The sequence below is a fragment of the Pseudomonas sp. 9_2_1 genome (assembly GCF_059295275.1).
Genome location: NZ_CM181239.1, coordinates 82,671 through 96,877, shown reverse-complemented (window position 1 = coordinate 96,877; position 14,207 = coordinate 82,671). Strand labels below are relative to the sequence as shown.

At 61.9% G+C, this 14,207-nt stretch carries 11 protein-coding genes and 1 pseudogene; 2 read left to right on the top strand and 10 right to left on the bottom strand.

The window, feature by feature from the left end; translation table 11 throughout:
• Nucleotides 1-350 precede the first annotated feature (350 nt).
• The 5 genes from gltP to AC5O5I_RS00445 all read right to left on the bottom strand — a co-directional run bounded on the left by gltP (nt 351) and on the right by AC5O5I_RS00445 (nt 4,378).
• Complete coding sequence (gltP, locus tag AC5O5I_RS00465) at nt 351-1,679, bottom strand: glutamate/aspartate:proton symporter GltP (protein WP_172226574.1); 1,329 nt, start codon at nt 1,677-1,679, stop codon at nt 351-353.
• Between the two features lie 743 nt (nt 1,680-2,422).
• Nucleotides 2,423-2,893: an inhibitor of vertebrate lysozyme family protein gene (locus tag AC5O5I_RS00460; protein ID WP_494511904.1), complete on the bottom strand. Its 471-nt coding sequence runs from the start codon at nt 2,891-2,893 to the stop codon at nt 2,423-2,425.
• Between the two features lie 2 nt (nt 2,894-2,895).
• Nucleotides 2,896-3,057 (bottom strand): DUF1328 domain-containing protein, encoded by a 162-nt coding sequence (locus AC5O5I_RS00455; protein ID WP_003252966.1) that lies wholly within the window; start codon nt 3,055-3,057, stop codon nt 2,896-2,898.
• A 34-nt stretch (nt 3,058-3,091) separates the two neighbouring features.
• Nucleotides 3,092-3,382 carry a hypothetical protein gene (locus tag AC5O5I_RS00450; protein ID WP_172226580.1) on the bottom strand — a complete coding sequence of 97 codons (291 nt, stop codon included), beginning with the start codon at nt 3,380-3,382 and terminating at the stop codon, nt 3,092-3,094.
• Nucleotides 3,383-3,556: 174 nt separating this feature from the next.
• Nucleotides 3,557-4,378 carry a BON domain-containing protein gene (locus tag AC5O5I_RS00445; RefSeq protein WP_494511903.1) on the bottom strand — a complete coding sequence of 274 codons (822 nt, stop codon included), beginning with the start codon at nt 4,376-4,378 and terminating at the stop codon, nt 3,557-3,559.
• 212 nt (nt 4,379-4,590) lie between these two features.
• Between AC5O5I_RS00445 and algB the strand changes: the two genes are divergently transcribed.
• Nucleotides 4,591-5,937: a sigma-54-dependent response regulator transcription factor AlgB gene (algB, locus tag AC5O5I_RS00440; RefSeq protein WP_172226586.1), complete on the top strand. Its 1,347-nt coding sequence runs from the start codon at nt 4,591-4,593 to the stop codon at nt 5,935-5,937.
• A gap of 11 nt (nt 5,938-5,948) precedes the next feature.
• Nucleotides 5,949-7,715 carry a KinB sensor domain-containing domain gene (locus AC5O5I_RS00435; RefSeq protein WP_172226589.1) on the top strand — a complete coding sequence of 589 codons (1,767 nt, stop codon included), beginning with the start codon at nt 5,949-5,951 and terminating at the stop codon, nt 7,713-7,715.
• 184 nt (nt 7,716-7,899) lie between these two features.
• Here AC5O5I_RS00435 and AC5O5I_RS00430 read toward each other — a convergent pair whose 3' ends face one another.
• The 5 genes and pseudogenes from AC5O5I_RS00430 to dsbA all read right to left on the bottom strand — a co-directional run bounded on the left by AC5O5I_RS00430 (nt 7,900) and on the right by dsbA (nt 13,930).
• Nucleotides 7,900-9,504, bottom strand: coding sequence for an EAL domain-containing protein (locus tag AC5O5I_RS00430; RefSeq protein ID WP_172226592.1), 1,605 nt, complete (start codon nt 9,502-9,504; stop codon nt 7,900-7,902).
• Nucleotides 9,505-9,591: 87 nt separating this feature from the next.
• On the bottom strand, nt 9,592-10,380 hold the full coding sequence (locus AC5O5I_RS00425) for an N-acetylmuramoyl-L-alanine amidase (RefSeq protein ID WP_494511902.1): 789 nt from the start codon (nt 10,378-10,380) through the stop codon (nt 9,592-9,594).
• Nucleotides 10,381-10,459: 79 nt separating this feature from the next.
• A complete protein-coding gene (locus tag AC5O5I_RS00420) occupies nt 10,460-12,400 on the bottom strand; it encodes a GGDEF domain-containing protein (RefSeq protein WP_172226605.1) in 1,941 nt (646 codons plus the stop codon).
• A gap of 27 nt (nt 12,401-12,427) precedes the next feature.
• Nucleotides 12,428-13,260, bottom strand: a pseudogene (locus tag AC5O5I_RS00415) (endonuclease/exonuclease/phosphatase family protein).
• A 34-nt stretch (nt 13,261-13,294) separates the two neighbouring features.
• On the bottom strand, nt 13,295-13,930 hold the full coding sequence (dsbA, locus tag AC5O5I_RS00410) for a thiol:disulfide interchange protein DsbA (RefSeq protein WP_172226611.1): 636 nt from the start codon (nt 13,928-13,930) through the stop codon (nt 13,295-13,297).
• Between the last annotated feature and the right edge of the window lie 277 nt (nt 13,931-14,207).

Sequence of the window (14,207 nt, the reverse complement as noted above, 5' to 3'; positions counted from 1 at the left end):
GTAATTCGCGCGACCTTCCTGCTTATGCCTGTCGGATTTACGTCACAGCGCTCCGTGCAAGTATTGGGCTTTGGCGATTGTTGCCGCCTGACCCCGCTGTGCCGCCTGATCCGCTTCCTGTTCGTCAGGCCAGCATTTTGCCTCGGGCTTCCTTCAGATTCGCAGTCGCCCGCGACACCCTTGCCTCCGGCTAACACTTCCCCTTGCCGGGTGTGTAGAGGACTTTCACCTCCAAGTCACCCGCTCGGCCACCACAGCCAAGCAGGTTGCGCTTACGCGCAACGCGCCATGCCTGGCGCACAACAAAAAGCCCCGACAAGTCGGGGCTCTTGGTCAATCAGCCATCAGGCTCAGCGCTTGGCAGTTTCGCCAACCACCGCAGCTTCCTGCTTGTCGGCCATCAGCGAGGCGTAGTACTTCTCGCCCTTGGCCGCATCGTACATGCCTTCCCAACGGGAAATGACCAGTGCCGCCAGGGCGTTGCCGATCACGTTCAGCGCAGTACGCGCCATGTCCATGATGCGGTCGACACCGGCGATGAAGGCCAGGCCTTCCAGCGGGATGCCAACGCTGCCCAGAGTAGCCAGCAGCACCACGAACGATACACCCGGCACGCCAGCGATGCCCTTGGAGGTGACCATCAGGGTCAGCACCAGCAGCAGCTGCTGGCTCCACGACAGGTCGATACCGTACAGCTGGGCAATGAAGATGGCCGCGATGCTCTGGTACAGGGTCGAGCCGTCGAGGTTGAAGGAGTAGCCGGTCGGTACCACGAACGAGCAGATCGACTTCGGCGCGCCGTACTTTTCCATCTTCTCGATCACACGCGGCAGCACGGTTTCCGAGCTGGAAGTGGAGTAGGCCAGGATCAGCTCATCTTTCATGATGCGCATGATCTTGATCACCGAGAAGCCGAACAGGCGGGCGACCAGGCCCAGCACCATGAAGGCGAAGAAGGCGATGGCGAAATACACCAGCAGCACCAGCTTGGCCAGCGGCAGCAGCGAGCTGAAACCGAAGTTGGCCACAGTCACGGCGATCAGGGCGAACACGCCGATCGGGGCGTAGTTCATGATCATGTGAGTGACCTTGAACATGGTTTCCGAAACGGCCTGGAAGGTACGCACCAGCGGGTCGCGCAGCTCTGCCTGCAAGCTCGAAAGGCCCAGGCCGAACATCACCGAGAAGAAGATGATCGGCAGCATTTCGCCACGCATCAGCGCTGCGAAGATGTTCGACGGGATCAGGTTGAGCAGGGTTTCGATGAACGCGTGCTCATGCTGCACTTCGGCCGCAGTCGCCTGGTACTTGGAGATGTCCACGGTACCCAAGGTGCTCATGTCGATGCCGGCGCCCGGGTGGAACAGGTTGGCCAGCACCAGGCCCACAACGATGGCGATGGTGGTCACCACTTCGAAGTAGAGGATGGTCTTAAGGCCGATGCTGCCGAGTTTCTTCGCATCGCCAACCCCGGCGATGCCCACGATCAGAGACGAAATCACGATCGGGACGACGATCATCTTGATCAGGCGAATGAAGATGTCACCGGCGGGCTGGAGGACGTTACTGATCCACCAGGCCTTTTCCGCACTGAAGTGGTTCAGCAGCGCGCCGATTGCAACGCCAAGCACCAGACCGATAACGATCTGCCAGGCGAGGCTCAGTTTTGCCTTCTTCATGTCTTTACCCTTTGTTCTAGTGGTCATGGCACCGATGGAAAGGCGCGTAACAGAGCCGTTGGCCAGGTCACGGGCAGCAGATGCATCCATCCGGCGACTTCATGTAAGGACACCGCAGGCGAGCGACAGGGCGCTCAGGCCAGCGAAAAAGGCGGCAACTATTGCGATGGCAAGGGGGGAAATCTAATGCCGGAAACGCATGGCCCATGCCCATAATGCATAACGTTTTCGACCAACTCGATAGGTTCGCAAGTGCTTGATTTATAACGTTCGGAATCCCGAACAAGACCAAACCGCCATATTTCGGCAGATTTGACTGTAGGAAAAGGAGACAGAAGATGGCTTGTTCGACAATCCGAATGGCCGAAATGTCACTTGTACAAGCATCAGGGGATTTGAAAAAAAGTTGATGTACGGTCAAGACAAAATGTGTCTCGGAGGAAAAAACGCGCAAGGGAAGCGGCGTTTCGATATGGCTCCTCGGAAGTCAGGTCTGGCCAGGTGCCCCTATGACACCGCCGACCTGATACTTCCGATTCCGCCTTTCCTGACCCGGCCCATTGCTGGAGGCACTCCCTGTACCCCTAGGCCACTCCGATCCGGTAACAATCAGAACAGCCCGGCCCCTTGGTCATGTGCTGCCCCTCCTCGGGGCGGCGCATCATAGAAGGCTGAAATATAGAAAGGTTCAGCTTCTATTACGTGACAGTGCGTAACCTTTCGTCCGTACCGGCTGAAAAAGCTCAGTACCAGTTCGGGTCACGCTTGAGCTGCTCCTGCAGCATTCCCTTCATGCCGTCGTCCGGCTCGCCCAGCCACCGGTATTGCGCATGGCGGGTAGGCGACTTGTCGCTCGGCAACCCCTCGGGTACTTCGACGAGCATGCCGTAGGCATCTTCCTTGTCCCAGCTGAACGCCACGATCAGCCGCTTATAGGTACATTTTTCCTGAGCCTCGCACAGCGGGCCAACCAGGTATTTGTCGCCGTCCTCCGTAACGGCAGACATCTGTTGCTCGGCACTGCCGGTCAGGTTGACCACCCAGTCGGGCAGGCGTTCCTCGCCTTTGATCGCGTCCTGCCAGGCTTGCCGGTACTCAGGGTCCGACCCCAACAACTGGTCGGCCCGGACCTGGCCGTCATTGGCCGCCATCGCCGCTGCACTGCCACCCAGAAGCAGGGCGGCAGCCAGGGCAGTCGGGAGCATCCTGCTCATTTTCAACCTCGACCGCGTCCGAAGAAGAAGGAAGCTACGAACAGGACCAGGAAGACGATGAACAGAATCTTCGCAATACCTGTGGCAGCGCCGGCGATACCACCGAAGCCCAGAACGGCAGCGACAATGGCGATGATGAGGAAAGTGATAGCCCAGCTCAGCATGGTGTTTCTCCTTTCTTTTTCAAAACAGTCCGGCTCAGAACACCCAACGGTCCTGAGGCACGACATGTTCCAGAGTGGCCGGCGACGCGGCGTGGGTATCAGAAGGCAACGGCTCGGCTGCCTTGACGAAATTGTTTGTACGGGTCGACTGAATTTGCGCCAGCAGGGCGGTCTGCGCCGCTACCTGATCCGCAAGCCGCGCAGTCTGCAAGCTGTAATAAAACAGCCCGGCTGCCAAGGTCAGCAGCAGCGCCATGCCGAGTGTCAGCATCTGGCGCAGGGGCAGTGCGGCGACTTGCGAACGGTTGACGGATTGGCGATTCATGCCGGCTCCTCCTGCTGTAATTTTTGTTCAAACCTGAACAGGTAATTGCAGCCTGCATGCCAGCCTGGCGAATAAAATAAAATCCTCAAAAATCAATAGCTTATATAAGCGGCGTAGTGCACCTGAGGACGTATCCTGCACGATGGCACCCAAGCGCTCGTGCGAATTGCACGATCAGCCCTCGACCTTGGATGCTATTTTGAGCATGTCGGCATCCACCCCGCGCACGCCGATGATCTGGCGGGCGATCTCCTGGGCGATGGTCTTCTGCTCTGCACTGACGACTTCACCCGACAGCCGCACCATGCCTTCTTCACTGGCTACCTTGAGGTTCAGGCCATCCAGATTGCGACTGAAGCGGTAGCTGTTCTGGATCTTGTCGACGATCCAGCTATCACTGGGTTGCGGCCCGGTTGGCGCCCCGACCGGGGTTTCCCTGGCCTTGGCCATGGCAGCTGTATCAAGGCTGACAAGGTTGTTGACCAGGTGCACGCCATCGGTGGTCCGTGCCACCACACCCGCCAGTTCCTTGGCCTCGACACTGTCGACCCTGCCGCGAAGCGTCACCACGCCTTCACTGCTCTGGACTTCTATAGGCGCTTTCTCAGTGGTACGGCTCCACAACAGCCGTGCACGAATCACTGCTGCCAGGGTGGCATCCTCCAGGCGCCGGGCGTAGGCACGCAGCTCCAGCGGGCGCTCCACCAACTGGGCATTGACCTGCAGCTGGTTATCCACCTGCTCGATGCCCCGGGTGGCCAAGGCAACATGTTCGGCCAGTTGGCGTTCGACGTCGTTTTCTACCTCGCCGACAAGCCGCGCCTGCTTGCCCTCCACTTCGACCTTGATGCGGAACGGGTTGAGCATGCGGTTTAACGAAAGGGCGGTTTGCAGCGCGCCTTCAAGGCGGGCGTCTTGCACCGGGTCGGCAAACGCCGGGTTGATCAAGGGCAGCAAAACAGCAGCCACAACGGCTGTACGAAAGGAAGTGGACATGGCGAAGCCTCCTTTTTGTAGGCAAAAGCTGAAAATCGTCGCAACCAATGTGCCACCGCATGTCTCTAAGCAAATCATCGGAATATCGCGGCGTTCCGCCGTTATTTGGCCATTGGCTAGCATGCAAAGGACAGAATCCTTCAGAATTGACCATGCAACTTGCCCGATTTTTCCCACACTAATTGAAGATCTACCCTAAGGAGCGCAGGAAAATGGAATCAGCCCAGGACAACCAAGGCCGCATTCTGCTGGTGGATGACGAGTCCGCGATCCTGCGCACCTTCCGCTATTGCCTCGAGGACGAGGGCTACAGCGTGGCGACGGCAAACAGCGCGACTCAGGCCGAATCCTTGCTGCAGCGTCAGGTGTTCGACCTGTGTTTCCTCGATTTACGCCTGGGGGAAGACAACGGCCTCGACGTGTTGGCACAAATGCGTATTCAGGCGCCTTGGATGCGGGTGGTAATTGTCACCGCGCACTCGGCCATCGACACGGCCGTCGACGCCATCCAGGCCGGCGCCGCCGATTACCTGGTCAAGCCCTGCAGCCCGGACCAGTTGCGCCTGGCCACCGCCAAGCAGCTGGAAGTGCGTCAGCTTTCGGCGCGCCTGGAAGCCCTGGAAGGCGAAGTGCGCAAACCCAAGGACGGCCTCGACTCGCACAGCCCGGCGATGATGGCGGTGCTGGAAACCGCCCGCCAGGTCGCCACCACCGACGCCAACATCCTCATCCTGGGCGAGTCGGGTACCGGTAAGGGCGAGTTGGCCCGGGCCATCCACGGCTGGAGCAAGCGCGCGCGCAAAGCCTGTGTGACCATCAACTGCCCGTCGCTGAACGCCGAACTGATGGAAAGCGAGCTGTTCGGCCACACCCGCGGGGCCTTCACCGGCGCCAGCGAAAGCACCCTGGGGCGGGTCAACCAGGCTGACGGTGGCACACTGTTCCTCGACGAGATCGGCGATTTCCCGCTGACCCTGCAGCCGAAACTGCTGCGCTTCATCCAGGACAAGGAATACGAGCGTGTGGGTGACCCGGTCACCCGCCGCGCCGATGTACGTATTCTGGCCGCGACCAACCTCAACCTCGAAGAGATGGTGCGCGAAAGCCGCTTCCGCGAAGACCTGCTGTATCGCCTCAACGTCATCACCCTGCACCTGCCGCCCCTGCGCGAGCGCAGTGAAGACATCCTCACCCTGGCTGACCGCTTCCTCGCCCGCTTCGTCAAGGAATACTCCCGACCGGCCCGGGGTTTCAGCGATGAAGCCCGTGCGGCCCTGCTCAATTACCGCTGGCCCGGCAACATTCGCGAACTGCGCAACGTGGTGGAGCGGGCGAGCATCATCTGCCCGCAGGAGCGTGTCGAAATCAGCCACCTGGGCATGGGCGAGCAACCTGCCGGCAACGCCCCGCGGGTGGGCGCCGCGCTAAGCCTGGATGAGCTGGAGCGCGCCCATATCGGCGCCGTGCTGGCCGCCAGCGACACGCTGGACCAGGCCGCCAAGACCTTGGGCATCGATGCCTCAACGCTGTATCGCAAGCGCAAGCAGTACAACCTGTGAAGTGGCCACCCATGAAGCTGCGCACGCGGCTGTTCCTGAGCATCTCGGCGCTGGTCACGGTGGCCCTGCTCGGGCTGCTGCTGGGTCTGGTCAGCGTGCTGCAGATGGCCACGGTGCAGCAACAACTGGTACGCGAGACCACCCACGCCCTGGAAGTGGGGCTCAAGTTGCGCCAGAATCTGGGCGAGCAGCTTACCCTGATTCTCGACGAAGGCACCGCCCCGGAAAACCTGCGGCTGCTGCAGGAAAACTTCCAGGGCTTGCTCAACCAAGGGTTGGAACAAGGCGGCGAGCGCACCGGTTTCAGCAAGGCCAGTAGCCACTACCAGACCTTTCTCCAGGCTTACCGGGACAGCCCCGCGCCGGCTCGCAGCATGGCCGCCGATCAACCGCTTGGGGCCGCGTTCAACCAGGTTCGTACCGACCTGATCGATTCCCACAAACAGGCCCTGGACCTCATCACTCGCAACGAGGAAAACAGCCGTGATCAGGCCCTGCTGGTCAGCGGTGTGCTCGGCCTGATGGGCCTGGTGGTGCTGGTACTGGGCTTTATCACTGCGCACAACATCGCCCGGCGCTTCGGCCAGCCGATCGAAGCCTTGGCCAAAGCCGCCGACCAGCTGGGCAAAGGCAATTTCGACGTCACCCTGCCGGTCACCCAGGCGTCCGAACTGAACCAGCTGACCCGCCGCTTCGGCCTCATGGCAGATGCCTTGCGCAAGCACCAGGCCACCAATGTCGATGAACTGCTGGCCGGCCAGCAGCGCCTGCAGGCCGTGCTCGACAGCATCGACGATGGCTTGCTGATCATCGACCGCCAGGGCCGCCTGGAGCACCTCAACCCGGTAGCCCATCGCCAACTGGGCTGGAATGACAGCCGGGTTGGCAGCAGCCTGGCCGAAGCCCTGCAGCGACCAGAGCTGGAGCACCAGCTGCGCCAGGTGCTGCGCGGCGGTAGCCTGGACCGTGCGCCAGACGACCTGAGCATCGAGGTCGACGAGGAAACGCGCCTGCTCACCTATAGCCTGACCCCGGTCAGCCACCCGCAAGGCCCGATCCTTGGCGCGGTGATGGTGCTGCATGACGTAACCGAACAGCGCGCGTTCGAGCGCGTGCGCAGCGAATTCGTACTGCGTGCCTCACACGAGCTTCGCACCCCGGTCACCGGTATGCACATGGCCTTCGGCCTGTTGCGCGAGCGGGTCAAGTTTCCCGCCGAAGCGCGGGAAAACGACCTGCTGGAAACCATCGGCGAGGAAATGCAACGCCTGACCCAGCTGATCAACGACCTGCTCAACTTCAGCCGATACCAGAGCGGGCTGCAGAAGCTCGAGCTGGCGCCTTGTGCCATCGACGAGTTGCTGGAGCGCGCGCAGCTGCGCTTTGACCAGCAGGCGGCGCACAAGCAGATCGAGTTGATCAATGCCCTGGAGCCGCCGCTGCCGCGCATCCAGGCCGACGTTGCGCAACTGGACCGGGTACTGGACAACCTGTTGCACAATGCCATCCGCCATACCGCCAACGGCGGGCGCATTCGCCTGCATGCCCGGCGCCATGCGGAGCGGGTGATCATCAGCGTGGAAGACAATGGCGAAGGCATTGCCTATGGACAGCAGGGGCGCATTTTCGAACCCTTCGTGCAGGTAGGCCGCAAGAAGGGTGGCGCGGGGCTGGGGCTGGCGTTGTGCAAGGAGATCGTGCAGTTGCACGGCGGGCGCATGGGCGTGTTTTCCCGGCCAGGGCAGGGCACGCAGTTCTATATGGCACTGCCGGTATGAGTTTCTCCTGTGCCGGCCTCATCGCCGGCAAGCCAGCTCCCACAGGGATAGCGCCGCACTTGGCAGCTGTGCGGTACCTGTAGGAAATTCCATGGGCTTTGGCAAGTTGCATCAGGGCTGACAGGTGCTTGCCGCTAGGTGTGCAGGGCCTGTGAGCCCAGATGCGATCCCTGTGGGAGCTGACTCAATGCTCGACCCGCCGCGGCAGCTGTCCGCGGGTCACCAGCTCGGCGAATTGCCGGGCGTTCAATGGCCGGGCAAACAGCCAGCCCTGGCCATAGTTGACCCCTTCGCTGTTCAGCAGCACCGCCTGGTCCTCGCACTCGATGCCTTCGGCAATCACCCGCAGGTGCAGGTCATGGGCCATGCGGATGATATGCGGGGCGACACCGCTGCTGGCGGCATCATGCCCTAGCGCATCGATGAACGCCTTGTCGATCTTCAGGCAGTCCACCGGCAGGGTTTGCAGGTATGCCAGGCTGCAATAGCCAGTACCGAAATCATCGATCAGCACCTGGTGCCCAACGGAACGCAGCGCCTGCAGGTTATCGCGGGCGACCACCACGTCGATCAGGCCGCGCTCGGTCACTTCGAAGGCAATCTGGGTTGCCGATACCCGGTGAAGCGCCAACAGGCGCGCCGCCACCCGGCCAATCCGCGGCACCATCACATCGCACGCCGCCAGGTTTACCGAGATGTACAACTTGGGGTGCGAGCGCAGCAGCTGCCCCAGCTGCTCGAGCACGCGCTGCAGCACAAAGTCGGTGATCTGCCGAATCTGCCCGGTGTTTTCAGCCAGCGGGATGAACAGGTCCGGGCTGGTCAGGGTGCCGTCCGGGCGGCGCCAGCGCACCAGTGCTTCGGCCCCCACGCAGCGCCGGCTGTCGAGCTCGAAAATCGGCTGATACAGCACCTGCAGTTCTCCACGACGCAAGGCGTGCTGCAGTTCCGAGCTCATCGAGCGCCGTTGCAGGATCAACTGCAACACCAGCCAGCCAATGCAACAGGCCGCGAGCACGCTACCGGGGAACAGCAGCCAGAGCATGCCGTTCATTCTCAGCGGCAGGCTTGCCCGCGGCGCAATCAGTACCAGCTGGTAATCCGGTGACTTGGTGGGCATGCGGTAGATCAGTCGATCGCTGAGTTCGAGCAGCGACTTGTCGCTGTTGGACCAGGCCGAGGGCGGCGGCCATACCTGTGGCGGGCCCAGCACGGGAATGGCGCGCGCGCCGTTATCCAGCACCACTACCAGGCTGCCGCCCGGTGGCAGGTCCACCACATCGGTCAGGTGCCCACGGGATGTGGAAACCAGAAATTTGCCCCGACCCAGCATCAGTGCCGCCAGGTTCTCGTTCGGTTCGGTGGTGGTATTAAGCCAGTAGCTGTATGTCGGGCCCTGGATATCGGGGGCCCGCAGCGGCACGAACGCGCGCTCGTCACCCCGGTTGGAGCAGGCCACATCGCCATCTACATAGGCGGCTTCATAGATGAAGCGAGAACTCAGGCCGACTTGCTGCAAAGCCGTCAGCATTGCCGGGCTGCAGCCCCGCAAGGGCTGCGCCTGCAAAACATCCACGCCTTCGCGCAACTGGCCGAACACCTGCTCGAGGCGATCGAGAAACCGCTCGCCCTGGGCATTCATCTGTTCGCTTTCACTTTGCTTCATCTGTTGCAAGGCAATGCCGATGCTGGCAGACAGCAACAGAGCGGCGCTGGCCAATGCTGCCAAGGTGGCCAGCATCCAGGGGCGGTAGAAAATTTGGCGCAGCAAGGTGATGAGTGCTGACATCAAAGGCATCCAGTTGATTACTAAGGTATAGCAACTGAATCAATAATCACCCTCACCGTTTAGCGCCTCGCTTGGGCTGCTGCCGGCTCAACGCATCCGGTTGAGCACCTGCAACATCGCAGCGGTCTGGGCGTCAGGCATGCCGTCGAAGCGTTGTGGGCGGAAACGCATCTGGAACGCTGCAAGCGTATGGCGGGTGGCCACATCCAGCACCCCAGTCTGCTCGATGGCGTAGCCAAACCGGCGCAGCTCCTGCTGGTACCAGCCAATGCCTGGTGGGTTGACGCTGAAGTAAGCCTGCTGGCGTGCCACGGCATTGGCGTCCGGCCAGACACCCAGCCCGGCATCTGCCAAACGCTTCCAAGGGAACAACGGGCCTGGGTCCAGCTTGCGCGACGGAGCAATGTCGCTGTGGCCGATGATGTGCCGTGGTTCGATGTTGTTGCGCTTGACGATGTCCTTGAGCAGCGCGATCAGCGACTGCACCTGGGCCTCGCTGTAAGGGTGCCAGACCCGACCACTCGGCGTGTCGGTGAACCCCGGGTTGACGATCTCGATACCGATCGACGAGGAGTTCAGCCAGGTGCGCCCCTGCCATTGGCTATCACCGGCATGCCAGGCGCGGCGGCTTTCATCCACCAGTTGGTAGACCGTCGCCGGACCATCGCCGATCAGGTAATGGCTACTGACCTCACCCTGGGTAAGCAAGGCGAGGGAGCGCTCCAGCGAGGCATTGGTGTAATGCAGGACAACGAACTGGATGCGGTTGTCGTGGTTGGCGGAAGGGTGGCTGCGGTCTATTCGCAGGCCCGTGGAGCAACCTGCTACAAACAGCAGCAGCAAGGAAATCAGGGTTTTTTTCAGCGTGGAAAACACGTCGGTGGCCTCAGCGTATGAGCGCTACAGTATAACGTGCTGGCCGAGGGCGCGCTTGCCACGGGCCAGCCGCTTTGGGTCAACCCTGCTCGACGCGATTGCGCCCCTGCTCCTTGGCCCGGTACAACGCCGCATCGGCGCGTTTCAGCACCTGATCGCCGCGCTCGCCCGAACGGAACGCAGCCAGCCCGATGGAGGTGGTGATCACCACCCGTTCGCCCTTGAAGTGGAACGGGCATGCCTCGACGGCTGCGCGCAGCACCTCGGCCATCTGGGCGGCGGCGGCTGGCGGCGTCTGTGGCAGCAGCAGGACGAACTCCTCGCCGCCAAAGCGGGCGATGAAGTCACGGCCGCGCAAGCGCTTGCGCAGTTGGTCGGCGACAATCTTCAACACCTTGTCCCCGGCCAGGTGCCCGTAGCTGTCGTTGATGCGCTTGAAATGGTCAAGATCGAGGATCGCCATCGCCAGATGGCCGCCGTTTTCCTGCCATTCGAGCATTTCGCGTTCAACTCGTTCGCTCCAGGCCGCACGGTTAGGCAAGCCGGTAAGCGGGTCGAGCAAGGCTTTCTGGCGCTGCTCCTCGAGGTGCTCACGGTAGCCCAGCGCTTCTTGCTCCATGTTCGCCACCCGCTCCGACAACCCATGCAGGCGCCCCGCCAGTTCCAGCTCGCGGCGGTCACGTTCGTGCTTGTGCTCGTCCATGGTCACCAACAGGCCTTCCAGGCGGTTTTCCAGAATGTGCTTCAGGCTGTCCACGTCGGCGGCACCCTGCACGCTGCTCTGCAGGCCGTCGACGTGCTCACGCAGCTGCGTATCCAGCTCACGCGCAGCGCTACTGTTGTCAGCGTGGCCGGCGCTGGCCTCTTGCAGATGGCTCTGAAAACCCTCAAGGCGTTCGTTGATCTGCTGCAGGTAGGTTTCGAATTCGTGCTGGCCGCTGTCGTTGATTGCCAGCAGCAGCACTGCCAGGTCATCCAGTACCGGAATCAGCTCATACCAGTTCAAACCGCGGGCGACCCGCTCGCGCATTTCCAGGGCCTGGGCCTTGTGCCGCTCGGGCAAGCTGAGGTCGTCAAGCAGGCCGATCAAAGTCTGCTCGATGTGCGCGGCAACCTGACTGTACGGCGGCTCCACCGCGTAGGGCAGGGCGTAGGGCCCGTCTTCACCGAAGGTTTCTTCGAGGGTTGATAGAGGCTCTGCCGAAGGTTCGTCGTCGGCGCCAATCTGTAGCGCTGGCACTTCTGCCTGTGACGGCTGCGACTGCGAGGCTGACGGCATCTCCACCGACTCGATCAATGCCGGGCCTGCTGGCTCCAGCTCGGGGTCGCGGGTAACGACCAGCGCTTCTGCGGGGGCTGATGGGGCGGGCAGTGGCTGAAGCACATCGACGTCTTCGGGCTGCAATACCCCGATATTGGCTGGTGTGGCCTGGGGATGTGTGTCGGCAGCAGCCGGCACCACCGTTGCCAGTTCTGCCTCACCTTGGCCGTCGTCCTCGCGGCTGCCGAACAAGCGCTGCAAAAAACCAGGCCGGGCTTCCTCCTCCGGCTTGCCGAGGGCGGACAACGCGCGACCCTGCAAGCCGCTCAATTCGCCCAGCAACGGCGGCAGGTCGCGTGACTGGGCAACCCCGCCGTCGAGCTTCTTCGCCAGCTTTTTCAGGGGCCGGGAGATATCGTTGGGCAGCGGCAGGCCTTGCAGCTGGCCCACCAGTGCGGTCAACGCATCGCCGACCTGGTGCATGCGGTTTTCCCGGCGCTGTTCAGAGTCCAGCACGGCTTTTTCAAGGCGCGGGATCAACCCGGCGAGGCCGGCGTCCATGTTGTCGCTGCGGATGACCTCGCGCATTTCCTTCATGCACTCGTCCACCACCTTGTCACTGCCTTCGGCAGCCAGGGTGCTGCGCACCAGGCCGCGACGCAGCAGGTCGAGACGGGCGTCCCAGCGGCGCTCCAGCTTTTCCTGCTGCTCGATGCTCTTGAGGTATTTCTCTTTCCAGCGCTCAGCGTCTTCAGTCATGCCCGGGTCCGCAAACGGTGATGGCAATTAGCTCAAAACCGGCAGCGTATCCACAGTCAATGCATCAGGCAATCGAATCTCGACGGCAACGGGAAGGTGGTCTGAAATTGGCTGCGCCAACACCTCGACACGCTCCAGCGTGAGGCTTGGGCTGAGCAGGATATGGTCCAGGCAACGCTGTGGTCGCCAACTCGGGAAGGTGGCTTCGACCTGAGGCGCGATCAGGCCCAGGTCGCGCAGCGGCGAGTGCTGCAGCAGGTCGGTGGCATGGGTATTCATGTCGCCCATCAGCACCTGATGGCGGTAGCCGCCGATCAGCTCACGAATGTAGCCCAGCTGCAGGGCGCGGGTCTTGGCGCCCAGTGCCAGGTGCATCATCACTACGATCAGCGCATCTTCGCCCTCGCCAAACCGCACCAGGATCGCACCGCGGCCAGCCGGGCCCGGCAACGGGTGGTCTTCGAGCAGTTGCGGCTTCAGGCGGCTGAGCACGCCATTGCTGTGCTGGGCGAAACGGCCGAGGTTACGGTTGAGCTGCTGATACCAATAGGGGAAGGCGCCCAGATGAGCCAGGTGTTCGACCTGGTTGATGTAGCCCGACCGCATGCTGCCGCCGTCGGCCTCCTGCAAGGCCACCAGATCGAAGTCACCCAGCAACTTGCCGATCTTCTGCAGGTTGCCGGCCCGCCCGGTATGCGGCAGCAGGTGCTGCCAGCTGCGGGTCAGGTAGTGCCGGTAGCGCTCGGTGCTGATGCCCACCTGGATGTTGAAGCTAAGCAGCCGCAGGCGACCATCCTCGGGCAGGCCCGAGGCCTGCAGGTGATGCTCGTTGACCTGCGGCTGGTGCAGGCCAATGCCACGCGTGGTTCTGAAGCGGGGCATGGGTTACGCCGCCTACTTGGCGGCGCGCTCCTTGTCGATCAGTTGGTCGGCGACGTTCAGCACGCCTTCCGGCCCGCCAGCAGTGCCCAGGTCGAAACGGTACTTGCCGTTGACCACCATGGCTGGCACACCAGTAATTTCGTATTTTTTCGCCAGCTCTTTGGCCTTCTGTACCTGGCCCTTGATGGCGAACGAATCGAAGGTCGCGAGGAACTTGTCCTTGTCCACGCCTTGGGTTGCGAGGAAATCGGCCATGTCATTCTTGTCGGTCAGACGCTTGTGCTGGTTCTGGATGGCGTCGAACACCGCCGCGTGCACCTTCTGCTCGACGCCCATGGCCTCGAGGGTCAGGAACATCTGGCCGTGAGCGTCCCAAGGGCCGCCGAACATGGCAGGAATACGCTTGAAATTGACGTCGGCCGGAAGCTTATCGGCCCATGGATTGATGGTCGGCTCGAAATGGTAGCAATGAGGGCAGCCATACCAGAACAGCTCGACCACTTCGATCTTGCCAGGCACGGACACCGGAACAGGGTTGCTCAGCTCGATATATTCCTTGCCAGCCGTGGCAGGCTCGGCTGCCTGGACGGCAGCCATACCGAATACGCTGGCAGCGACCAGCGCAGCGCTGAGAATCAGTTTACGCATGCTTTACTCCTGAGCAGTCATGGGTCACCTCGACGCGACCTGAATTGAGACAGGCCGGGAAGGGCTCGAGTTCTGTAGTGTACCGGCAGCGGACGGAAAAAAGGGCAGCCCGGCCACCCTTTCATCATTGGCCTACAACATTAACTGAAAGTTAATGCAGTGCCCTTGACGGCCCTATCGCCGGCAAGCCGGCTCCCACAGGGATGGCGCAGGGCTTGAGGGCGGCGCGGTCCATGTGGGCGCTGGCTTGCCGGCGATAGGGCCATCACAGGCGGTC